Below are 20,559 nucleotides of genomic sequence, written 5' to 3'. Positions count from 1 at the left end.
GCCGGGCATGCGTCAGCCACCCGGCAGTTCCGCCCAGTACGCATCCACCGCCGCCTGGACTTCGCCGAGGCGCGCCTCGTCGCGTCGCGGCTCGAACAGGTGGCGGAAGCGGCCCTGGCGCACCAGGTAATCTTCGACCGGCAGGCGCTCCCTGGGGACCTTGGTGTGTGTGATCCGACCGTCGACGTATTCCTTGAGCGGCCAGATGCCGGTTTTCACCGCCAGGTGGCCGACCTCGACCGTTGCCGACGCGTCGAAATCCCAGCCGGTCGGGCATGGGGCCAGCGCCAGCAGCAGGCGCGGCCCCTTCAGGCGGGCGGCCTTGTCGACCTTGCGCGCCAGATCGAGCGGTTCGCTGCCGATCAGCGTCGCCGCATAGGCGGGCCGATGCGCGACCCAGATCGCGAACAGGTCCTTTTTCCAGCCCCGGTAACTGCCGCAGGAGGCCGTGTGCGCGCCGTGCGGGGTGGCGTCCGATTGCTGCTGGCCGGTGTTGCCGTAGCCTTCGTTGTCATAGACGAGGTAGATGAAGTCGAGCCCGCGCTCGATCGCCCCCGAAGCGGGCGACAGGCCCATGCCGTAGGCGGCACCGTCACCCGACAGGACCATCACCTGGAGGTCATCTTCGGCCGGCATTCCCTGCGCCAGGCGCAGGTCGAGCGCGTCGCGCATTCCCTGTGCGCCGGCCGCTGCCGAGGCCATCGCGGTGTACAGCCAGGAGCCGCGCAGCGGGCTGTAGGGGTAGCTGACGAGCAGGCTCATGCAACCGGCGGAGTTGATGATCACGGTTTTCTCGCCGAGCACGTCGAGTACCTGGTGCAGCACTTCCAGTCCGCTGCAGCCAGCACACATCGGCGCGCCACCGACGAGTTGGCGTCCGCGTGGCAGATCCCGCCAGCGGACGAAGGCGGTCTCGCTCATCGTTTTTCCTCCTCCGCTACCTGCGCCAGCGCTTGCTGCTTGCGCACGACGCGCAGTTCGCCGGCGGTGAACAGGAGCCGCGGCGGCGGCGCCTCGCCCGCTTCGGCCGCGCGGCGGGCGACGGTGGCCATCTCGTGCAATTCGCCGGCAGCGATCTCGCGCCCGCCGAGGCCGCCGATGAAGGAGAGCAGCAGCGGCGCGCCGGGCTGCCCGTAGAGGCTGGACGCCAGTTCGCCGTGGAGGACGCCGCCCTTGCCCATCGACAGGCTCTGGTCGACCACCATCACCGCGCGGCGGCCGCGCAGCCACTGCCGGAGCGCGGCTTCGGGCCACGGGCGCAGCAGGCGTGGCCGCAGCAGGCCGGCGGGGCAGCCGGCTGCGCGCAGGCGGTCGACCACGCCGCGTGCCTTGCCGGCCAGGGCACCGGTCAGGAAGAAGACGTACTCGGCATCGTCCATGCGATAGGCTTCGACGCCGTCGTAGCGGCGCCCGAACTGCTCCGCGAAGGTGTCACTGACTTCCTCCCAGGCCTGCAGCGCGGCGACAGCGGCGAGGTGCGACTGGTAGCGGAAATACGTATAGGCGGTGCTGTCGAGGACGGCAGCGCCGGCCGCCAGCGAGCGGCCGGCGGAGAAGGGGCGTGCCGTCGTCCCGAAGGCTTCGGCCAGCGGCGGCAGGAAGCGCGCGGCCTCTTGCGCGTCGGGTAGTTCGACCGGCTCGCGCGTGAAGGATAGGGTGAAGCCGTCGAGATTGACGATCGCCGGCAGGCGCACCCGTTCCGCCAGCCGGTAGGCGAGCAGCACGCTGTCGGCCACCTCCTGGCAACTGGCGCAGTGCAGCTGCAGGAAGCCGCTGTCGCGCGCGGCGAGCACGTCGGTGTGGTCGGACTGGATCGTCACCGGTGTCTGCACCCCGCGCGAGACGTTCACGAGAACGAAAGGATTGCGCAGGCCCGGCGCGGCGTAGACCATCTCCATCGCGTAGAGCAGTCCCTGGCTCGAGGTCGCGGTGAACACGCGCACGCCGGCAGCGGCAGCGGCGCAGGCGGCGGTGAGCATCGAGTGTTCCGACTCCATCATGGTCAGGCGGCCGGGCATGGCGCCGGACTCGATCCAGCCGGCCAGCGTGTCGATGATCTCGGTCTGCGGCGTGATCGGGAACGCGGGGACGTAGTCGGCGTGCGCGAGGCGCGCGCCCCACGCCGCCGCGGCGTTGCCGGTGAGCAGAAGGCGCGTCATGAGCTGGCTCCCCGTTCGGGAACTGCACGGATGGCGTGTGCCGGGCATTGCGCGAGGCACACCAGGCAGCCCTTGCAGTGAGCGTAGTCGATCGTCGGCGTGCCGTCGGCGTCGACGCTGATCGCGCTGTCCGGGCAGAATTCGCTGCACACCCACCAGCAGCGCCTGCAGTGCGCGTAGTCGATGACCGGCCGTTGCGTGCGCCACAGCCCGGTCCTGACTTCGATACTGCTCAGTCCACCGTGGATCGACGGGGCGGCGAGATCGCCGGCCTCGGCCTGCAGCTCGATCCAGTCGGGGGGCGCCTGGCCGGATGCTCCCGCCGCGCTGCCCTCGCCGACGCTGCCGGCGTGTTCTTCGAGGCCGCGCCAGCCGGCTTCGGCCAGTTCCCGGCTGCGCGCGACGGCCGCTTCGCCGAAGGAGGCCACCTCGTCGTCCACCGCCTGCAGCAGGCAGGCGAGAGCGACGACCCCGAGCAGGCGGGCAGCGGCGCCGGCGCAGAAGGCGCCGAGGAAATGGCGTTCGCCGGCAGCGATCACGGCATCGGCGAGGGCGAGCACCGGGCCGGCGAGCCTGAGCCGATCCTGCCAGAGCGCTGCCGGCTCACGGCCGACCGTCAGCAGCAGCGAGTGATGGTCGAGCCCCTGCAGGATCGCAGCGCCGGCCTCCGCCAGCAGGCCCTCGTCGGCAACGACCACCAGATCCGGCCGATCGACGAAGCCGCGTTCCTGGATCGGCCCGCGCGCGGCACGCACCACCGCATGCATCGGTGCTCCGCGCCTTTCCGCGCCGTAGTGTGGCGCGTCCTGCACCTCGTAGCCGGCGAGGAAGAGGGCGCTGCCGAGGATGCGGCTGGCCGTCTTCATTCCCTGGCCGCCGCGGCCGTGAAAGCGGATGCGATACATGCGAGCCTCCGATCGGGTCGCCCTGCGCGAGAGAACGCCTTCCCTGATTTTCATGGTAGGCGGAAAACGTCATAAAGCCATGTGGCCTCGCGCGGCGCCCGATGCTTCGGAATTACGGTGACGGTATAATCAACGGCTTTGGCATGGCGTCACCCGCGCTTGACCCGGCACGGTCGCACGGCGAAGCAGCACGCTTCATGCACATCCCGATGAGGACGTTCAGATGGTCGATATCCAGTTGCTGATCGGCGGCGAAAAGCGGGACGCCGCCGACGGCGTCCGCTTCGAGCGGCGCAATCCGCTCGATGGCAGCGTGGCGACGCGCGCCCCCGCCGCGACCGTGGGCGATGCCGTCGCCGCCGTAGACGCCGCCGCCCGGGCCTTCCCGGCGTGGGCGGCGCTGGGGCCGGGCGAGCGCCGTTCGCTGCTGTTGCAGGCGGCGCAGGCGCTCGAAGCGAAGGGGGCGGCCCTGGTCGCGGCGATGGCCGCCGAGACCGGCGCGTCGGCGATCTGGGCCGGTTTCAACGTCCATCTCGCCGCCGGCATGCTGCAGGAAGCCGCGGCGCTGACCACGCAGATCAGCGGCGAGGTGATCCCTTCCAATGTTCCGGGCAGCCTGGCGATGGCCGTGCGCCAGCCCGCCGGTGTCGTGCTCGGCATCGCTCCGTGGAACGCACCGGTGATCCTCGCCGTGCGCGCGATCGCGACGCCGCTGGCCTGTGGCAATACGGTGGTGCTGAAGGGCTCGGAGCTGTGCCCGGCGACCCACGGCCTCATCGTCGAGGCACTGCAGGAAGCCGGCCTGCCCGCGGGGGTGGTCAACTTCGTCACCAACGCGCCCGCCGACGCCGGCGCGGTCGTCGAGGCGATGGTCGCCCACCCGGCACTACGCCGGGTGAGCTTCACCGGATCGACCCGGGTCGGACGGATCATCGCGCAGACTTGCGCGAAGTACCTCAAACCGGCGGTGCTCGAACTCGGCGGCAAGGCGCCGCTCGTCGTCCTCGACGACGCCGACATCGACGCCGCCGTTGCCGCTGCCGCCTTCGGCGCCTTCGCCAATTCAGGGCAGATCTGCATGTCGACCGAACGCATCGTCGTCGACAACGCGCTTGCCGACGAATTCGTCGCCAGGCTCGCTGCCAAGGCGCAGAGCCTGCCGCTCGGCGACCCGCGCCAGGGGCCGGTGGTGCTCGGCTCGGTGGTGGACATGGCGACCGTCGAACGCGCCAATGCGCTGATCGACGACGCGCTGGCCAAGGGAGCCAAGCTCGTGTGCGGTGGCAAGGCCGACAGCACGCTGATGCCGGCGACCCTGCTCGACCACGTGACGCGCGACATGCTGATCTACCGCGAAGAATCCTTCGCGCCGGTGAAGCCGATCGTCCGCGTCAAGGGCGTCGAGGAAGCGATCGCGGTCGCCAACGACAACGAGTTCGGACTCTCGGCCGCGGTGTTCGGGCGCGACATCGCGCGCGCCTGGCAGGTCGCCGCGCGCATCGAATCGGGTATCTGCCACATCAACGGCCCGACCGTGCATGACGAAGCGCAGATGCCGTTCGGCGGGGTGAAAAACTCGGGCTACGGCCGTTTCGGCGGCAAGGCCGGCATCGACGCCTTCACCGAACTGCGCTGGATCACGGTGCAGACCAGCGAGCGGCACTACCCGTTCTGAACTCCCCGCACGCCGGGGTTCAAGGTACCTGGTTATCGCCGGCTGCGTCCTGGTCGCCTGAACTCCCTGCGCGCCGGGGTTCAGGTGCGAGGCTTGAACCCTGAAGTTAGCGTGAAACAGCAGCCAGTGCTATCCGCGATTCGGGCCTGCCTCCCCTCCCACGCAAAGCCGGTGCTGCGTCACCCCGTCATCGCGAGCCCGCAGGGCGTGGCGATCCAGTGCGTGGGTCTCGCATCGTGCAGGGCGATGAGATGGAAGAACGAACTGGATTGCCACGGCGCTACGCGCCTCGCAATGACGGCATTCAAGCGAATGGCTGCGTTTCATGCCCAAGGGTGGCACGACTCGCCATGATCGTTAGCCACGAAAAACACGAAACACGGCAGAGGCTTGCGGTCGCTTGCTGTTCAAGCCATCAGCTTGAGTCACCGCGACGGCGAACGCCTGGAATGATTCGTCTTTTTTCGTGTTTTTTCGTGCATTTCGTGGCTGACTGCTTTTTCAGCTCGAACTCACGCCGCCAGTGCGCTCAGTACCTGCGCCAGCAACTCGTCGCGAACCTGTTCGACGAGTTCGTCGCTCGCCAGCGGCCGCACCTCGCTGCCGGCCAGCCCGGCCAGTTGCTGCCACCAGCGCAACTGCGCCTCGGTCCTGGCCACCAAGGCCGGCGACACTGCACGCCTGACCAGGCGTCGCTGGCCGTCGACGGCCCAGATGCAGGGTGTGATGCCTTCGCGATCTTCGGCGGGCAGGTGCAGGTACTCGTCCAGTGACAGCGCTTCGGCGACGTCGTCGGCCAGTGGCGAGAGCTCTGTGGACTGCCCGGCGACGAGGTCTGCGCCGGTCAGCGGCACTTCCTTCGTACACTCGCTGCCGTCGTCACCGAGGTAGGCGAGCGCGTGCGTCGCCCATTCGCGCCCGGGAGCGGGATTGCCGGCGAGTGACAGCGCCGCGCTGACGAGCGCAGCAGCGTCCGGGTCGTAGCTGAACAGCGGGAAGACGCGGCTGGCGACGGCTTGCCTGCTCAGTTCGAGCCAGGCTGCCGTGTCATGGGCGGGCGCCGACGGCGAGTGGATGCGGAACAGGGCGGGGCGACGCGACTTCAGCCCATCGACGAAGCCGCCGGCGAGGTGCTCAGGATGGGCGGGCGAGGATTGCAGGACGAAGGCAGTGCGATGCGCCAGCGCGATCAGGCCGATCTCCTTGCTCGCCTCGCCGGCCACGCCTGCGGACAGATCGTCCTGGACCAGGACCTTCACCGGCTTGCCCGACATCAGCAGCCTCGACAGACTCTGCAGCCGGCTCTCGGACAGCGATTCGGGCGAGCCGACGGCGACCACCGGCGGACAGAGCGCCCATTCCTCGTCGGAGAACTGCGACCAGTCGAAGCGTTTGAGGAACTCGTCGAAGGCCGCGCACTCCGCGCTGCCGGGCTCGCCGGCGGCCGCCGACAGGGCGAATTCGGCGCGCCTGACGGTCTTGAAGTCCTCCGCCAGCTGCGCCATGTGTCCCTCGAACACCCCGAGCGCCAGCGCGGTCGAGTCGACGCAGAGGGGGGCGGGCAGGCGACCACGGCGCCCGCGTACTTCCGCAAGCGCGTCTTCGAGCGCGGCGAGCCGGTCGTCGGCCGAACCGCTGCCTTGCCGGAGGGCCTCGATGCGTGCGCGCAGCGCGTCGATGCGTTCGCCGAAGGCCGCGACATTTGCTCGCGTCAGCGAATCCACCGCCGAAGCAAAAACCTCGGCGATGCGTGCGTCGATCCCCGGAATTTCTGGCTTCGCCGGCGCGCTTGCGCCGGCGCCCGCCACGGTGCCGGCGGCGCGCAGGCCGCCGCGCCCGAAGCCGAGCGTCTTCTGGCGGATCTCGGCGAGTTCGAGGCAACCGCGGCGCAGCCCGGACAGCGCCAGTTCGCCGAATCCGGTATCGCCGGCGCCCGTACCCGCGCTTTCGGCGAGCGTGGAGAGCAGAGCGTCGCGCTTGACCCGGCGTTCGCCGAGCCAGTCGCTGGCGGCGGCAAGGAAGGCCCCCTGCAGGACGCACGCCTGCAGCCGGGAGACAGCAGCGGATCCAGCGCTCCCAGCGTCCGACTCGGCCACCTCGCGCGCGATCTTCTCGGCGTCGAGATGGAAGAGCCTGATGCGGCGGTCGACCAGCTCGGCCTGCGCCGCCACCGGGAAGCTGTCCCAGATCGCGGCCGGTGTCGGCAGCCGGCTGCTCACGACGAGCGCGCCCCCGGCCCTGATCTGCGCCAGCGTTGCGAGATCCCGGCCGGAATCGGCAGCGATCAGCACGTCGACCGGCAGCGACCCTGCGTCGACGCGCAGCGGAGTGTCGGCGAAGGCGAGCACGAGTCCTGTCGCCGGCGCTCCCGCGCGGAGCAAGGGCAGGCCCTTGACGCTGGTGCCGGCTTCCCGGGCCAGTACCCGTGCCAGGCCGCTGGCGACGGCGCGCGCCTCGCTCGCCGAGCCGGTGTCGATGCGCAGGCCGAGCACGCCTGCTGCCGAGGCTTCCGGATTGGGCGCGAGCGGCAGTGCGCGGCGATCGCCGGCTGTTTCTCCGCCGCTGCTGGCGAAGACGAAGCGTCTGTGCTGTGCGTCCGGCGACAGCATGTTGTCGATCGCGGCGACGACGGCGCCCGGCAGGCGCCCGCAGAGCTCGGGCCCGCAGTGTCCCGAGAACAGCGCGGGCAGGTCCTGCCAGCGATACGCCGCGTATCCCGGATGTGGCAGTGCTCCCGCAGCCGACCCGTTTTCGAGGCACTTGCCGAGGCAGGCGCGGATTTCGCGCATCAGCGGTCCGTCCTCGGCAAGCGGCTGCTCGCTGCGCTCGAGCACGGTCACGCCGCGCTTGCCCTGCAGCAGGGCAGCGACGAGGTCGCCGGGGAAGGGACGGAACATCGTGACATTGACGACGCCGACGCGCAGCCCGCGCGTGCGGCGCAGATGGTCGGCGACGCCTTCGGCTACGCCGGCGAGGCTGCCCATGGCGACGATCAGGTACTCGGCGTCGCCGGCGAGGTAGCTACCGACGCGACGGTAGCGGCGACCGGTCAGGCGTTCGTACTCGTCCATGCACGCGTCGGTGATGGCCGGGATGTGCTCGAAGAAGTAGGGCCGCTGCGCCGCCGTCGCCTGCATGTACGCGTCCTGGTTCTGGACGACGCCCGAAACCAGCGGGGCATCGACGTCCCAGGTGCTCGGGATACGCCGCCGGCGCGCGCCGAAGACCTTGGCCTGCGCCACCGTCGGCGTGTCGATCTCGTCGTCGGGGCGGCCGAGGAAGTCGGCGATCAATTCCGCTTCCGGAAAGCGCAGCGATTCGATCGCCTGCGTCGTCGCCGCCGCGTCGTGCCCGACCAGCGCCGGCGTCAGCGACAGTTCGGCGATCCGGTGCGCGATCAGGTTGAAATCGGCGATTTCCTGGACGTTGCGCGCGAGCAGTTGGATGACGCCCGAGTCGGCGACGCCGTGATAGTCGTCGTGAGCATCGCCGGGATGCGCTCCCATGCCCCGGCAACTGACGTTCAGCACGTAGGGCAGGCGCTTGCCGGCCGCGGCGTAGAGCGATTCGTGCAGGAAGGCGACGCCGCCGCCGGAGGCGACCGCGCCCGCGCGCAATCCCGACAGCGCGAGGCCGGCGAGCACCCCGGCGGCGGCGTGTTCGCTCTCCGCGTGGAGGATCTTCGCCGGCCGCGCGTGGACGGCGGACTCCACGCGCCCGGCCGCGCCCGCTGCCGAGGTGCATTCCACCACGGCATCGCAGGCCGCGCGGGTGATCCGCTCGCGCACCTTTTCGCCGTCGGCGACCTCGGCGATTCCGGGATAGCTGAATGCAGGGGGCGGCGGCTCGACGACCGGCTCGGCGACGAACAGCGCGCGAAGGGCTTTCAAAAGCATGACTACTCCGGAAAATCGGTCAGGGAATCAGCGTGCGGCGTGGCGAGGGGAACTGTACGGGCGTGACCCTTTCAACCCGAAAACCTCTGTTCAGCCACGAAAAACAGGAAAAGGCACGAAATAAAACATGGGGTTGTAATCGTTCAGTGTTTTAAGCCGATGGGTTACGTCAAGTCGGCGTCGAATCCTATGAACAATTTCGTGCTTTTCGTGAATTTCGTGGCCAATTGCTTTTTCCAGGTTCAACGGGGCCAGGACGCCTTTCAAGCCGCGGCCGCCTTTTTCTTCTTTTCGGCAGTCGCCGGACGATAGATCTCCACCCGGTCGCCGTCCTCGAGCAGCGCCGTCAGCGGTTTCACCTTGCCGTAGACGCCGACCTTCTGCTTGCCGAGATCGATCTCGGGGAACTGGCGCAAGACCCCCGAATACTCGATCGCCATCTCGATCGTCGCGCCGTCGGGCAGGTCGAGCGGGGTCGTGAAGCATTTCCCTGGCGCCAGGTATACGATTTCCACCTTCATCTTTCCTCTTCCTTCGCTGCTCAGACGCTGTGCGCGCCGGCCATCTGGATACCCTTGCCGGCACGCACGTCGAGCATGCGCTTGACGACGATCAGGAGCCCGGTGACGAGGAAGCCGCCGGGCGGCAGGATCATCACCAGCATGCCGGTATCGGCGGGAAGTACGCGCGTCTCCAGGAAGTGGAAGGCGGGACCGAGCAGCAGCGAGGCGTCGGCGAACAGCGTGCCGGCGCCGGTGATCTCGCGCACGGCACCGATCATGGTCAGCGAGACGGTGAAACCCAGTCCCATGAACATGCCGTCGACCAGCGACGGCAGCACCGGCTCCTTGGCGGCGAAGGCTTCGAGTCGCGCCAGCGGCAGGCAGTTGGAGACGATCAGCGGGATGAACAGGCCGAGCACCTTGTACAACTCGTGCAGCCACGCGTTCATCGCCAGGTCGACGAGCGTGACCATCGCCGCGACGATCAGGATGTACACGGGGATGCGCACTTCCTGCGTGATGTGCTTGCGGAACAGCGCGACCAGGAAGCTCGACGCGGCCATCACCACGGCGGTGGCCAGCCCCATGCCGAGGCCGTTGGTCGCGCTCGTCGTCATCGCCATCGCCGGGCACATGCCGAGCAGCATGGCGAGGACGCCGTTGCTGTCCCACATGCCGTCGCGCACGATCCTGCGGTAATCGGTAGCCATCAGTTCGCCTCCAGCAAGCGCGTCTTGTTCGCGTCGAAGAAATCGAGACCGCCGCGGATCGCCTTGACGACGCCGCGCGGGGTGATCGTCGCGCCGGCGAACTGGTCGAAGTCGCCGCCGTCCTTCTTCACCTTCCAGCGTTCCGCGGGCGGGTCGCCGAGCGACAGCCCCGTGAAGCGCAGGATCCAGTCGCCCTTCTTCACCTCGATCTTGTCGCCGAGTCCCGGCGTTTCCTTGTGCGCGAGCACGCGCACGCCGAGCAGCCGGCCTTCGGCATCGATGCCCATCATCAGCTTCATCTCGCCGGCGTAGCCCGAGCCACGGATCTCCCAGGCGACGCCGGTGACCTTGCCTTCCTTGCGCGCCCGGTAGATGGTCAGCGCGTGGCCCTCGCCGTCCTCGAGGACGAGCGGGTCGGCGAGCGGGTTGTTGTCGTAATGGTCGGCCGGCAGCACCTGGCCGAGCGAGTTGAGGCGGTCCTCCAGCGCGCGCGCGTCGATGTCGTCGCTGGCGAGGTTCTTGGTGACCGCCATGACGACGCCGAAGCCCAGGCAGAAGGCGCCGAGCACCAGCGCGTGGCGCAGCGAATCGATCTTCATCGTGCGCCCTCCCTGAGCGGCAGCGGATCGCCGCGCCGGTCACGGCCGAGGATACGCGGCCGCGTGTACTGGTCGATGATCGGCGTCAGCGCGTTCATCAGCAGCACCGCGAAGGCCATCCCCTCCGGGTAGCCGGCGAAGGTACGGATCACCCAGGCGAGGAGGCCGACGCCGAAGCCGAAGACGAGTTGCCCGCGCTTGGAGACCGGCGAGGTGACGTAGTCGGTGGCGATGAAGAAGGCACCGAGGAAACTCGCGCCGGAGAAGAGGTGGAAGGTTCCACTCGCGAAGCGGTCGGGCGCCAGCCAGTGTGCGAGCGAGGCGACCACGAAGATCGTCGCCAGCACCGTCGCCGGGATGTGCCAGGAGATGATCCGGCGCCAGATCAGCACGAGGCCGCCGAGCAGGATCAGCAAGGCCGAGGTCTCGCCGAGGCTGCCCGGACGCAGGCCGAAGAAGAGGTCGGACAGTCCCGGCACGCTGGCCACCGACTGCGAGACGGCGATGCCGCGCGACAGTTCGGTCTTGACGAAGCCGAGCGGCGTCGCGCTGGCCACTGCGTCGACCGAGAAGGCGGCCGGCGCGGCGCCGAAGAGGATAGCCAGCGAGTCGGAAAATCCCGGCGACCCGGCCGCAAACAGCGGATGCGGTGCGACCCAGGCGGTCATCACCACCGGGAACGACACCAGCAGCGCGACGCGGGCGACCATCGCCGGGTTGAACAGGTTGCGGCCGATGCCGCCGTAGGCATGCTTGGCCAGCGGGATCGCGATGAGCGCACCGAGCACGCCGATCCACCACGGCCCCCAGGGCGGCAGGCTCATCGCCAGCAGGCTGCCGGTCAGGATCGCCGAGCCGTCGCCGAGCGTCGGCGCCACCGGCTGCCCGGCCTGCTTCAGGCAGAGGGCCTCGAAGGCGACGCAGGCGCTGACGGTGACGACGAAGAGCATGATCGCCGGCAGCCCGAACAGCCACAGGTCGAAAGCCACCGCCGGCGCCAGCGCCAGCAGCACCGTCATCATCTTCTCGCGGACACTCGTACGCGAGTGGGTGAACGGCCCGCTGCGGGCCTTGAGTTGCGGCATCATGCTGCGTTTCCTCCCGCCCCGCCGCGCTTGGCTGCGCGCTCGGCGGCGATCTTCTCGAGACGGGCCTGGTGCGCCTCGGAACGGACGCGCACCAGTTCGCTCTTGCGCTGCTCGCGCGCTTCGGCGGCGAGTGCGCCCTTGGCGTAGTTGAAGTAATGGACCAGCGGGATGTGCGACGGGCATACCCAAGAGCAACTGCCGCAGGACATGCAGTCGGTGACGCCGAGCGCGGCGACTTCCTTCAGCTTGTCCTTGCGGATGTAGGCGGCCATCTCGAGCGGGACGAGGCCGCAGGGGCAGACCTCGACGCAGGAGCCGCAGCGGATGCAGGTGCTCGCCGGCTGCTCGTTCACTTCCTCACGGGTCAGCGCGAGCACGCCCGAACTGCCTTTGACCAGCGGCACGTCGAGGCTCAGGAGCGGCTGCCCCATCATCGGCCCACCGAGGACGAGACTCGCTGGCTCGCTGGCGAATCCGCTGCAGAAGTCGAGCAGCGCCGACACCGGGGTGCCGATCGGTACCTCGACGTTCTTCGGCTGTCTGATCGCGGCGCCGCTGACGGTCACCACGCGCGCGATCAGCGGCCGGCCGAAACGCACCGCGTGATGCACGGCGCGCGCGGTGCCGACGTTGTGCACGACGACGCCGACGTCGGCGGTCAGCTTCTTCGCCGGGGTCTCGCGACCGGTCACGGCGAGTACCAAGTGGCGCTCCGAACCCATCGGGTACTGCACCGGGACGCCGATCACCTCGACGCTTGGGCCGTCACCGACGACCTTCGCCGCCACGGCCTGCATCGCGGCGAGCGCTTGCGGCTTGTTGTCCTCGATGGCGACGATGACGCGCTCGGCGCGCAGCGCGTGCGCCATGATGCGCGCGCCGTCGATCACCTCGGTTGCGTGCTCGCGCATGACGCGGTCGTCGCAGGTCAGGTAGGGCTCGCACTCGGCGCCGTTGATGAGCAGGATGTCGAGCGCATGGCGGTTGCCGAGCTCGAGCTTGACCGCCGAGGGGAAGGCCGCGCCGCCCATGCCGACGATGCCGGAGGCGTCGACGCGCTCCTGGATCGCGCGCGGCGAGGCGGCGAAAGGATCCTCGATCGGCGGCGGCAACTCGGCCCACTCGTCCTGGCCGTCGGCTTCGATCACGATCGTCGGCTGCGCCAGCCCCGAAGGATGCGGCGCGGTCAGTTCGCCGATCTCGACGACGATGCCCGAGGTCGGCGCGTGCTGCGAAGCCGAGACGACCCCGCGCCCGCGCGCGATCAGTTGCCCTTTCCTGACCCGCTCGCCGACGCCGACGAGCGGGTCGGCAGCGGCGCCGATGTGCTGCTGCAGGGGAACGTGGAGACGCTCCGGCAGTGGCAGCGTGCTGATCGCCACTTCGCTCGCCAGCGTCTTGCGATACTCCGGATGGATCCCGCCCGGGATCGGGAAAAGCTTCATTGCAGCTTCCTCAGTGATGCGTATGCGTCGAGTCCGCCGCGCCCGCCTCGCCATCGGGCTTCGGCCAGTGCCAGGTGGCGATCGTCGGCTCTACCTCGACCATGTGGATCGCGTTGGTCGGGCAGGTCTCGATGCACTTCCTGCAACCGTGGCAGAGCTCGGGGATGACGCCGTGCATCTGCTTGGCCGCGCCGACGATCGCGTCGACCGAACAGGCCTGCAGGCACTTGGTACAGCCGATGCACGCCGACTCGGCGATCTCCGCGTACTCGTCGCGCGGATCCTCGACCGCCGACAGGTCGGCGGTGACACCCAGTTTCTTCGCCAGCGCTTCGGCGACGGCCCTGCCGCCGGGCGGGCACAGCGTGACCGGTGCCTCGCCCTTGGCCAGCGCTGCCGCCGCCTGCGCGCAGCCGACGAAGCCGCACTGTCCGCACTGCGAACCCGGCAGCATCTCCTTGATTTCGGCCTCGATCGGGTTCTCCTCGACCTTCAGGAAATGCGCGGCTGCACCGAGAACGCCGCCGAGAACGACGCCCATTGCCGTGAGACTGCCGACATCCATCATCATCGCTGCACCTCGCCTAGATTCCAGAGAAACCCATGAACGCCATCGCCAGCAGGCTCGCCGTGATGAAGCCGATCGGCGGACCGGCGAACAGCTGCGGCACCTCGGCGAGCGACAGCCGCTCGCGCAGCCCGGCGAAGATGATCATCACCAAGCTGTAGCCGACCGACGACGCGAACGCGAACAGGGTCGCGTCGAGGAAGCTCATCTTGCCCTCGACCAGCAGCAGGGTGACGCCGAGTACCGCGCAGTTGGTCGTGATCAGCGGCAGGTAGATGCCGAGCATCTGGAACAGCGACGGCGACACCTTGCGGATGGTCATCTCGGTGAACTGCACCGCGCCGGCGATGACCAGGATGAAGGTCACCGTGCGCAGATAGCCGAGCCCGAAGGGTTCGAGCAGGAAGCGCTCGACCCCCCAGTCGATCATCGACGAGACGGTGATGACGAAGGTCGTCGCCATGCCCATGCCGACCGCAGTGTCGACGCGGGTGGTGACGCCCATGAACGAGCACAGGCCGAGAAAACGCGCCAGGATGACGTTGTTGACGAGCGCTGCGCTCACGAACAACAGGATGTATTCCTTCACGAGCCGCCTCCAGACGGAATGCACGCCGTTGCCGCTCCGGCACGACGCAGGTAATGAAGCGCGAGACCACCGCGCGCCGACATTCGGCGCGCCAGGAGTGCCGCCAGCGCCAGGCCGGCGCACAGCCCGCCGATGCTGGCCAGCAGGGTGACGCCGTCGCGGCCGTCGAGGGCCTGCGCGACGAAGCCTGCGCCGAACAGCGTCAGCAGCGGCAGCATGTAGGCGATCGCCGCGCCTGAAACCAGCGTCGGTGCGCCGACGCCGACGACGATCCGTTCGCCGACCCGGAAACGCGGCTCGTCCGCCGGCTGCGGCAGGGCGAAACGGCGCGCTTCCAGCTTGCTCGCCAGCGTCCCGATGCCCTTGGCGCCGCACGCAGCCGACGCCGAGCAGGCGCCGCAGGATGGCCCCTGCTCGGGTTCGAGCCAGGCGAAGTCGGCGTCGGCTGCGACGACGCGCGCGAAGTCTTCGACCATCTGCCGGCTGGCAGCTGGGTTTACAGGGGGGCTAGGTTCGGGCATCGAGGGTACCGGCAGTCGCTGGCCGGGGTCGAAGGTCTCCTGGCCGGCACCCGGTGGGGCGATTCGGCGAGGACGGTAGCGGTCCCGGTCGCGGTGAAGATCGGGGTGGCAGTACCCGGCACAGCAGGGAAAAAGTCGGCGAGCGATGAACCCGCCGGCGCAGCGAACACACCCGCAGGGTAGGATGGTTCGCCGATCCAGTGACAAACTATAGCAGCACGGACGAAGCTGCGCAAAAAATGCCCTGCCTTTCCTTAGTGGAATCCCTTAGTCCCGCTGTCCGTCAGCGGCAGCCGCATCGTCACGTCCAGCCCGCCGCCCTCCGCCTCACCGAGGATCATTTCCCCGCCGCAGGCAGCGACGATGCGGTGCACGATCGCCAGCCCGAGTCCGCAGCTGCCGCGGGTGGCGCGTGCGGGTTCGATCTGGACGAAGGCTTCGCGCGCACGTTCGCGCTGTTCGGCGCCGATCCCCTCTCCGTGGTCGCGCACGCACAGGGTCACGCTTCCCGGCCGCTCGATCGCGAGCGATACCTCGACCGGTGGCGCTCCGTATTGCAGCGCGTTGTCGATCAGGTTGTCGAGGATCCGTTGCAGGCTGCCGGGGTCGATGGCGACGGTGCAGGCAGCGACCCCTTCGGCGGCTGACATCGTGACCGGACGTCCCAGCTCGCGCTGGCGCGCCACCTCGTTGCTGACCGCGTCGGCAATCGGTAGCGGCGCCGCCGGCGTTGGCCCCAGTTGCTCGCTGCGCAGGAAAGCGAGGCACTGTCCGACGATGCGCTCCATGTCCTCGGCGTCGCGCGCGATTCCGTCGCGCTCGGCACTTTCTTCGAGCAGCGCGAGGCGCAGGCGCAGGCGGGCGAGCGGCGCGCGCAGGTCGTGCGTCAGTCCGGCGAGCATCTCGCGCCGTTCCGCGTTGGCCGCTGCCAGCTGCTCGACCATCGTGTTGTGGCAGGCGGCCAGTTGCCTGACCTCGCGCGGCCCCTCGGGGGTGACCGTGCGCGCCTGGCCGGCGCCGGTCTGCGTGACCGCGTCGCCGAGTCGCGCCAGCGGTCTGACGATCCCGCGCACGAACAGTCCGGCGATGAGCAGGAGCACGGCGAGCGAGGCCGCCAGCCCCAGCCACAGCGACGGCGGCAGCGACTGCTGTTCGAAGCGCGGCGGCGGCAGCACCAGCCACCAGCGTTCTTCGCCGGCTGCGAAGCCGATCCACAGATTGCCGCGCCGCCCGTCACCCTCCTTGCGCACTTGCACCGGCACGCCCAACTGACGTTCGAGCTCGGCCGCCAGCCTGCGCGCAAAACCCCGCTCCGGGCTGGTGCCGGGGACCGCAGCGTCGTCGGCGCGCAGCTGGATTCCCTGTTCGTGTTCGCCGGCATCGGCGTCCTGCAGCCGCTGCCGGCCGGCGGCGTCGATTCCGGGAAGGGCGCTCTGCCAGAGGCGGATCTGGCCGGCGATGAACTGCGTCGTCCGCTGCGCATGCTCCTCGCGTCCGTGGCGCAGGAATAGCGAGAAGGTCGCGAGTTCGGCGATGGCGACGACGGCGATGACGAGCAGCAGCGTGCGCGCCGCCAGCGAGCCGGGAAGGAGGCGGGAAAGCCCGGCGGGCAGGGTCACGCCGGCGCTCCGTTCTCGCCGTCGGGGGCGAAGACGTAGCCGACTCCCCACACCGTCTGCAGGTAGCGCGGCCGCGCCGGGTCGGCCTCGATCAGGCGGCGCAGGCGGTGGATCTGCACGTCGATCGCGCGATCGAAGGACTCGTTCGCTTCGCCGCGCGTCAGTTCGAGCAGGCGCTCGCGCTTCATCGGCCGGTTGGCATGGACGATCAGCGTGTTGAGGAGCGCGAACTCACCGCTCGACAGCAGCACCGACTTCCCCGCGCGCGTCAGCTGCCGGCTGGCGCGGTCGAGCGCGCAGTCGCCGAAATGGACGACGCCACCCTGCGCCACGGGCGCCGCCGCTGCCTGCCGGCCGCGGCGCAGGACAGCCTCGATGCGCGCGACCAGCTCGCGCGGGTCGAAGGGCTTGCCGACATAGTCGTCGGCGCCCATCTCCAGCCCGAGAACGCGGTCGATCGGCTCGTCGCGTGCGGTCAGCATGATGATCGGCAAGGTCTCGCCGCGAGCACGCAGGCGCCGGCACGCGGCGAGTCCGTCCTCGCCCGGAAGCATCAGGTCGAGAACGACCAGATGCGGCTGATGGCGCTCGATGTAAGCGTCGAGCTGCCGCGTGTCCGGCAGCAGCAGCACATCGTAGTCGTTGCGCCGCATATAGGTCGCCAGCAACTGGCGCAACTCGGGGTCGTCGTCGACGACGAGGATCTTCTTCATGGCGTGAGGTCGAGTCGTCATGGCAGTGTGGCAGCCATCTTATTCCGGCCGCTGGCGCCGCGGCGGCGATTGAAACATTTTGGAACGAGCGTGTCTGCCGCTGAAATCATTTGCAATGGGCCTCAGCGTGAAAATTCTCCTGCGGTCGGCAACGAGCCGATCGACAACCCCAAGGAGAACCGACCATGAAAAACCTCCCCGCGATTTCTGCCACCGCCTCCAGATTCCTCGCCGTCAGTGCAATCGCGCTGGCCTTGCCCTTGAGCGCACTGGCCCATGAGCACGGCGGCCACGGCATGCACCAGCGTGCCGCTGCCGAGCGCTGCCAGGGCGCTGGAATGCCGGGGCTGCATGGCATCGACCTCTCCGCCGAACAGGTCAGCCAGCTTGCCGCGCTGCGCGACGAGCAGCGCAAGGGCTTCGCCGAGAGTGCGAAGGACCTGCGCGAGCAGCGCGACGCATTGCGCAAGCTCGCCGCCTCGGATGCCTACACGCCCGCTGCTGCGGCCGAGATCGGCGAGCGGATCGCCGCCGCCGAGAAGGAGAGGGCGAAGCTGCAGGCGGAGCGCACGCACCGGGTGTATGCGCTGCTGACGCCGGAGCAGCGCACGCGGCTACAGCAGAACGAGTTGCTCGGCCGCGGACCGATGCACCACTGGCGCTGAGGGAAGGAAGCCGGTGCGCCGGTCGGGTGCTGCATGGTGCGACCGGCGTTAACATGAAACCTGGAACAATTTCTTGAAACATCGGCCGAGCTGATCTGCCGAAGCCGTCGCGATCAGCAGCAGTCGGTCATCGCGAGTCCGAAGGGCGTGGCGATCCAGTTCGTGGGGCAGTTCCAGATTCACTCGCGTCTATCTGGAACGCTGCCAGTACAGAAGAACAAACTGGATTGCCACGGCGCTACGCGCCTCGCAATGACGGCAGCGAATGGCTGCGTTTTGCCTGATCGATGAACGGGAACTCGCCATGAAAACGCTACAAAGAAGGTTCATCACCCTGCTGCTCGGACTGAGCGCGTTGTGGCTGCTGGCGCCGGCGAGCGACTTGTCGAACGCGAGCGGCTTCTTCGCCTGGCGCAACCTGCTCGTCCAGTACTCGGGTGTGCTCGGCATCGGCGCGATGAGCGTGGCGATGATCCTCGCAGTCCGCCCGACCTGGCTCGAAGGCCACTTCGGCGGGCTCGACAAGATGTACCGGCTGCACAAGTGGCTCGGCATCGCCGGGCTGGTGATCTCGATCCTGCACTGGCTGTCGGCGAAGGGTCCGAAGTGGCTGGTCGGCGCCGGCTTGCTCGAACGTCCGCCGCGTGGCAAGGCGCCCGAGCAGACGGTGGAGATCTTCCGCTTCTTCCAGAGCCAGCGTGGCTTCGCCGAGTCGATCGGCGAGTGGGCCTTCTACCTCGCCGTGGTGCTGATCGCGATCGCGCTGATCAAGCGCTTTCCGTGGCGCTGGTTCTTCGCGAGCCACCGCTGGCTGGCGGTCGTGTACCTCGCGCTGGTGCTGCATTCGGTGCCGCTGCTGAGCTTCGCCAACTGGGCGTCGCCGCTCGGCGTGGTCGTCGGCGCGCTGATGATCGGTGGCAGCCTCGCCGCGCTGATCAGCCTGTTCCGGCGCATCGGCGTCAAGCGCCGCGCGGTCGGGGTGATCGAGCGCGCCGAGTTTCTCGAGGGTCCTCGGGTCAATGCGATCGGGATCCAGCTCCGGGATCGCTGGCCGGGGCACGCCGCCGGCCAGTTTGCCTTCGTCACCTTCCACGCCGAGGAGGGCGCGCATCCCTTCACGATTTCTTCGGCGTGGAAGGGCGACGGCAAGTTGCTGTTCCTGGTCAAGGCGCTCGGCGATTACACGCGCACCCTGGCCTCGTCGCTGCGGCCGGGCGACGTGGTTTCGGTCGAAGGGCCTTACGGGCGCTTCGATTTCGAGGGCGCGGCGCGGCGGCAGATCTGGATCGGCGCCGGCATCGGCATCACGCCGTTCATCGCGCGCATGCAGTCGCTGGCGGTGACTCCCGACGGGCGCGTCGTCGATCTCTACCACTGCCGCAGCGTGGACGATCCGGTCGCCGGTGCCCACATCGCGGCTGATGCGCAGGCGGCGGGCGTGCGCCTGCACGTGCTGGTCAGTGGCCGCGACGCTCGGCTGAGCGGCGAGCGGCTGCGCGCCGAAATCCCCGACTGGCGCGACGCGGAAGTGTGGTTCTGCGGCCCGAGCGCGTTCGGCGATGCGATCAGGAGCGACCTGGAAGCGAACGGGCTGCCCGAAGGGCGCTTCCATCAGGAGTTGTTCGCGATGCGGTGAGCGGGAGCGCTTCGCTTCCTGACGAAGCCTGATCGACAATTGATATCAACCGATATTACGAGAGTTATCGTTTTTCGCTAACTTCGCAAAGATCGGTATATTCACGGCTTCCTTACGCCCCGCCTGAACTGACTGGTCGAGACAACCTGCGTCGAATCATCGCGCCGGCTCAGGTTCCCGGCAGGCGCAACTGTCTGGCGGCGCTGCGATGTTCGAGAACTTCGACCACTTCGTACTCGGTACGCGCGCCCGACGGGGAGTGCCACTGCTGGACTCGCACCATGCAAATCAGGACATCGCCCTTGGCGAAACTCACCAGGTTCTGGTCGACGCGCGCAAGGAATGTCTGGTCCGTGATCGTCGCGTGAATGGTGGCCGCGCCATCGTAGAGGCGCCACTTGTTGTCTTCCTTGAACGCCAGCGAGACGATCGAGAACGCCATCTTGCGCACGTCGTCGAGCAGCAGTTCATCGGTGAGGGCTGGCACGTGGAACCATCCACGCTCATCGTTCGTGACCGTGACTGCGAAGCCATCTTCATCGCCGGAGGCGAAAATGTCCACGCCCTCGGCATCAAGGGGGGCGAGCATCGCATCAATCGCTTCGCGTACCGCGACATCGCGCAGCAGTTCCAGCACGGCCTGCTCGATCTCGATCGCCTCACCCTCGACGAGCAGGCGAACCTTTCCTTCTTCGATTTCCACACGCTCGATGGCTCGACCGCGCAGCCACTTCAACACCTGCATCAGACCGCGGCGACCTTTATGCGTCAGCAGACCCAGCAGGCCGAGGAGTTCAGCCGCGTTGACAACAGCCGTCGCGGTATCCGACGCGAAGATGTCGCGTACCTTCAAGACCCAGTCAGTCGCCAACTGAAAATCGATGCCGAACGATCCGCTCTTGAAACTGGCGTGTACCGTGGTCTGTGCCTTGATCCGGTCGCCGTACAGCGCACGCGTCGCCGCGTCGAGCGCATTGCCGACGGCGAGCAAGGCCGGCGCCAACTCGCGAACATCCATCTGATGGCTGGCGAGAGCGGGGCCGTCGTAGGTGACACGGAATTGAGCGGGCTTCATGAGAGAGATTATCGTCCGGTCGTGCTGCGTAACTCAAGATGAATTAGCCCGGGTTTAACAGCTACTTTAAACTTTCCTTGTAAAACATAGTCTTGCGTTAAAAATTTTTCGCGAGTGGCACTACATGTGCTTTTCGCGAAGGGATGGCAGCTCAGTCGACGCGTTTTTTGGTGCCTCCGGGCAAGTGGTCGAG

The 20,559-nt window shown here is 68.3% G+C and carries 18 protein-coding genes; 3 read left to right on the top strand and 15 right to left on the bottom strand.

The window, feature by feature from the left end:
- Positions 1–12: 12 nt before the first annotated feature.
- From CCR84_RS08265 to CCR84_RS08255, 3 genes are read right to left on the bottom strand one after another with little or no spacing between them, the layout of a single operon-like run.
- Entirely contained in the window at positions 13–921 is a 909-nt protein-coding gene (locus CCR84_RS08265) for a thiamine pyrophosphate-dependent enzyme (RefSeq protein ID WP_201211275.1), read from the bottom strand.
- Entirely contained in the window at positions 918–2,159 is a 1,242-nt protein-coding gene (locus tag CCR84_RS08260) for a hypothetical protein (RefSeq protein WP_201211273.1), read from the bottom strand. The genes CCR84_RS08265 and CCR84_RS08260 overlap by 4 nt, the downstream gene beginning before the upstream one ends.
- The gene (locus CCR84_RS08255; protein WP_201211271.1) at positions 2,156–3,064 is read right to left on the bottom strand and encodes a 2-oxoacid:acceptor oxidoreductase family protein; all 909 of its coding nucleotides are present in this window, start codon (positions 3,062–3,064) and stop codon (positions 2,156–2,158) included. The genes CCR84_RS08260 and CCR84_RS08255 overlap by 4 nt, the downstream gene beginning before the upstream one ends.
- Positions 3,065–3,287: 223 nt before the next feature.
- Between CCR84_RS08255 and CCR84_RS08250 the strand changes: the two genes are divergently transcribed.
- Complete coding sequence (locus tag CCR84_RS08250; RefSeq protein ID WP_201211270.1) at positions 3,288–4,739, top strand: aldehyde dehydrogenase; 1,452 nt, start codon at positions 3,288–3,290, stop codon at positions 4,737–4,739.
- 512 nt (positions 4,740–5,251) lie between these two features.
- Here the strand turns inward: CCR84_RS08250 and CCR84_RS08245 are convergent.
- The 11 genes from CCR84_RS08245 to CCR84_RS08195 form a co-directional block, all read right to left on the bottom strand.
- Positions 5,252–8,635, bottom strand: a complete 3,384-nt coding sequence (locus CCR84_RS08245) for a 2-oxoacid:acceptor oxidoreductase family protein (RefSeq protein ID WP_201211268.1) — start codon at positions 8,633–8,635, stop codon at positions 5,252–5,254.
- Positions 8,636–8,898: 263 nt separating this feature from the next.
- Positions 8,899–9,156 (bottom strand): RnfH family protein, encoded by a 258-nt coding sequence (locus CCR84_RS08240; RefSeq protein WP_201211266.1) that lies wholly within the window; start codon positions 9,154–9,156, stop codon positions 8,899–8,901.
- Between the two features lie 20 nt (positions 9,157–9,176).
- On the bottom strand, positions 9,177–9,848 hold the full coding sequence (locus CCR84_RS08235) for an electron transport complex subunit E (RefSeq protein ID WP_201211264.1): 672 nt from the start codon (positions 9,846–9,848) through the stop codon (positions 9,177–9,179).
- Positions 9,848–10,447, bottom strand: a complete 600-nt coding sequence (gene rsxG / locus CCR84_RS08230; protein ID WP_201211263.1) for an electron transport complex subunit RsxG — start codon at positions 10,445–10,447, stop codon at positions 9,848–9,850. Before rsxG ends, CCR84_RS08235 begins: the two co-directional genes overlap by 1 nt.
- Positions 10,444–11,535: an RnfABCDGE type electron transport complex subunit D gene (locus tag CCR84_RS08225; RefSeq protein WP_201211261.1), complete on the bottom strand. Its 1,092-nt coding sequence runs from the start codon at positions 11,533–11,535 to the stop codon at positions 10,444–10,446. The genes rsxG and CCR84_RS08225 overlap by 4 nt, the downstream gene beginning before the upstream one ends.
- On the bottom strand, positions 11,532–12,980 hold the full coding sequence (gene rsxC, locus CCR84_RS08220) for an electron transport complex subunit RsxC (RefSeq protein ID WP_201211259.1): 1,449 nt from the start codon (positions 12,978–12,980) through the stop codon (positions 11,532–11,534). The genes CCR84_RS08225 and rsxC overlap by 4 nt, the downstream gene beginning before the upstream one ends.
- Positions 12,981–12,990: 10 nt before the next feature.
- Positions 12,991–13,551 (bottom strand): RnfABCDGE type electron transport complex subunit B, encoded by a 561-nt coding sequence (locus tag CCR84_RS08215; protein ID WP_201211258.1) that lies wholly within the window; start codon positions 13,549–13,551, stop codon positions 12,991–12,993.
- A 13-nt stretch (positions 13,552–13,564) separates the two neighbouring features.
- Positions 13,565–14,137, bottom strand: a complete 573-nt coding sequence (gene rsxA / locus CCR84_RS08210) for an electron transport complex subunit RsxA (RefSeq protein ID WP_201211257.1) — start codon at positions 14,135–14,137, stop codon at positions 13,565–13,567.
- Positions 14,134–14,658: a SoxR reducing system RseC family protein gene (locus CCR84_RS08205; protein ID WP_201211256.1), complete on the bottom strand. Its 525-nt coding sequence runs from the start codon at positions 14,656–14,658 to the stop codon at positions 14,134–14,136. The genes rsxA and CCR84_RS08205 overlap by 4 nt, the downstream gene beginning before the upstream one ends.
- 254 nt (positions 14,659–14,912) lie before the next feature.
- The gene (locus tag CCR84_RS08200; protein ID WP_201211255.1) at positions 14,913–16,277 is read right to left on the bottom strand and encodes an ATP-binding protein; all 1,365 of its coding nucleotides are present in this window, start codon (positions 16,275–16,277) and stop codon (positions 14,913–14,915) included.
- A complete protein-coding gene (locus CCR84_RS08195) occupies positions 16,274–16,990 on the bottom strand; it encodes a response regulator (RefSeq protein WP_242508617.1) in 717 nt (238 codons plus the stop codon). Before CCR84_RS08195 ends, CCR84_RS08200 begins: the two co-directional genes overlap by 4 nt.
- A 185-nt stretch (positions 16,991–17,175) precedes the next feature.
- Here CCR84_RS08195 and CCR84_RS08190 point away from each other — a divergent pair, with 185 nt between their 5' ends.
- Positions 17,176–17,655 carry a Spy/CpxP family protein refolding chaperone gene (locus tag CCR84_RS08190; RefSeq protein WP_201211253.1) on the top strand — a complete coding sequence of 160 codons (480 nt, stop codon included), beginning with the start codon at positions 17,176–17,178 and terminating at the stop codon, positions 17,653–17,655.
- A gap of 304 nt (positions 17,656–17,959) precedes the next feature.
- Positions 17,960–19,291, top strand: coding sequence for a ferredoxin reductase family protein (locus CCR84_RS08185; protein WP_201211252.1), 1,332 nt, complete (start codon positions 17,960–17,962; stop codon positions 19,289–19,291).
- Between the two features lie 169 nt (positions 19,292–19,460).
- Here CCR84_RS08185 and CCR84_RS08180 read toward each other — a convergent pair whose 3' ends face one another.
- Positions 19,461–20,366, bottom strand: coding sequence for an LAPAL motif-containing putative phage structural protein (locus CCR84_RS08180; RefSeq protein WP_201211250.1), 906 nt, complete (start codon positions 20,364–20,366; stop codon positions 19,461–19,463).
- Positions 20,367–20,559 lie beyond the last annotated feature (193 nt).

The organism is Rhodocyclus purpureus, from assembly GCF_016653115.1.
GTDB classification, from domain to species: Bacteria; Pseudomonadota; Gammaproteobacteria; order Burkholderiales; family Rhodocyclaceae; genus Rhodocyclus; species Rhodocyclus purpureus.
The sequence above is the reverse complement of the archived record's forward strand: the minus strand, read 5'-3'. Positions and strand labels throughout refer to the sequence as shown.

Bases quoted from the DNA above. Each gene is read 5' to 3' on its own strand.
- CCR84_RS08265 (WP_201211275.1), bottom strand. From the start codon at position 921: ATGAGCGAGACCGCCTTCGTCCGCTGGCGGGATCTGCCACGCGGACGC.
- CCR84_RS08260 (WP_201211273.1), bottom strand. From the start codon at position 2,159: ATGACGCGCCTTCTGCTCACCGGCAACGCCGCGGCGGCGTGGGGCGCG.
- CCR84_RS08255 (WP_201211271.1), bottom strand. From the start codon at position 3,064: ATGTATCGCATCCGCTTTCACGGCCGCGGCGGCCAGGGAATGAAGACG.
- CCR84_RS08250 (WP_201211270.1), top strand. From the start codon at position 3,288: ATGGTCGATATCCAGTTGCTGATCGGCGGCGAAAAGCGGGACGCCGCC.
- CCR84_RS08245 (WP_201211268.1), bottom strand. From the start codon at position 8,635: ATGCTTTTGAAAGCCCTTCGCGCGCTGTTCGTCGCCGAGCCGGTCGTC.
- CCR84_RS08240 (WP_201211266.1), bottom strand. From the start codon at position 9,156: ATGAAGGTGGAAATCGTATACCTGGCGCCAGGGAAATGCTTCACGACC.
- CCR84_RS08235 (WP_201211264.1), bottom strand. From the start codon at position 9,848: ATGGCTACCGATTACCGCAGGATCGTGCGCGACGGCATGTGGGACAGC.
- rsxG (WP_201211263.1), bottom strand. From the start codon at position 10,447: ATGAAGATCGATTCGCTGCGCCACGCGCTGGTGCTCGGCGCCTTCTGC.
- CCR84_RS08225 (WP_201211261.1), bottom strand. From the start codon at position 11,535: ATGATGCCGCAACTCAAGGCCCGCAGCGGGCCGTTCACCCACTCGCGT.
- rsxC (WP_201211259.1), bottom strand. From the start codon at position 12,980: ATGAAGCTTTTCCCGATCCCGGGCGGGATCCATCCGGAGTATCGCAAG.
- CCR84_RS08215 (WP_201211258.1), bottom strand. From the start codon at position 13,551: ATGATGATGGATGTCGGCAGTCTCACGGCAATGGGCGTCGTTCTCGGC.
- CCR84_RS08205 (WP_201211256.1), bottom strand. From the start codon at position 14,658: ATGCCCGAACCTAGCCCCCCTGTAAACCCAGCTGCCAGCCGGCAGATG.
- CCR84_RS08195 (WP_242508617.1), bottom strand. From the start codon at position 16,990: ATGAAGAAGATCCTCGTCGTCGACGACGACCCCGAGTTGCGCCAGTTG.
- CCR84_RS08190 (WP_201211253.1), top strand. From the start codon at position 17,176: ATGAAAAACCTCCCCGCGATTTCTGCCACCGCCTCCAGATTCCTCGCC.
- CCR84_RS08185 (WP_201211252.1), top strand. From the start codon at position 17,960: ATGAAAACGCTACAAAGAAGGTTCATCACCCTGCTGCTCGGACTGAGC.
- CCR84_RS08180 (WP_201211250.1), bottom strand. From the start codon at position 20,366: ATGAAGCCCGCTCAATTCCGTGTCACCTACGACGGCCCCGCTCTCGCC.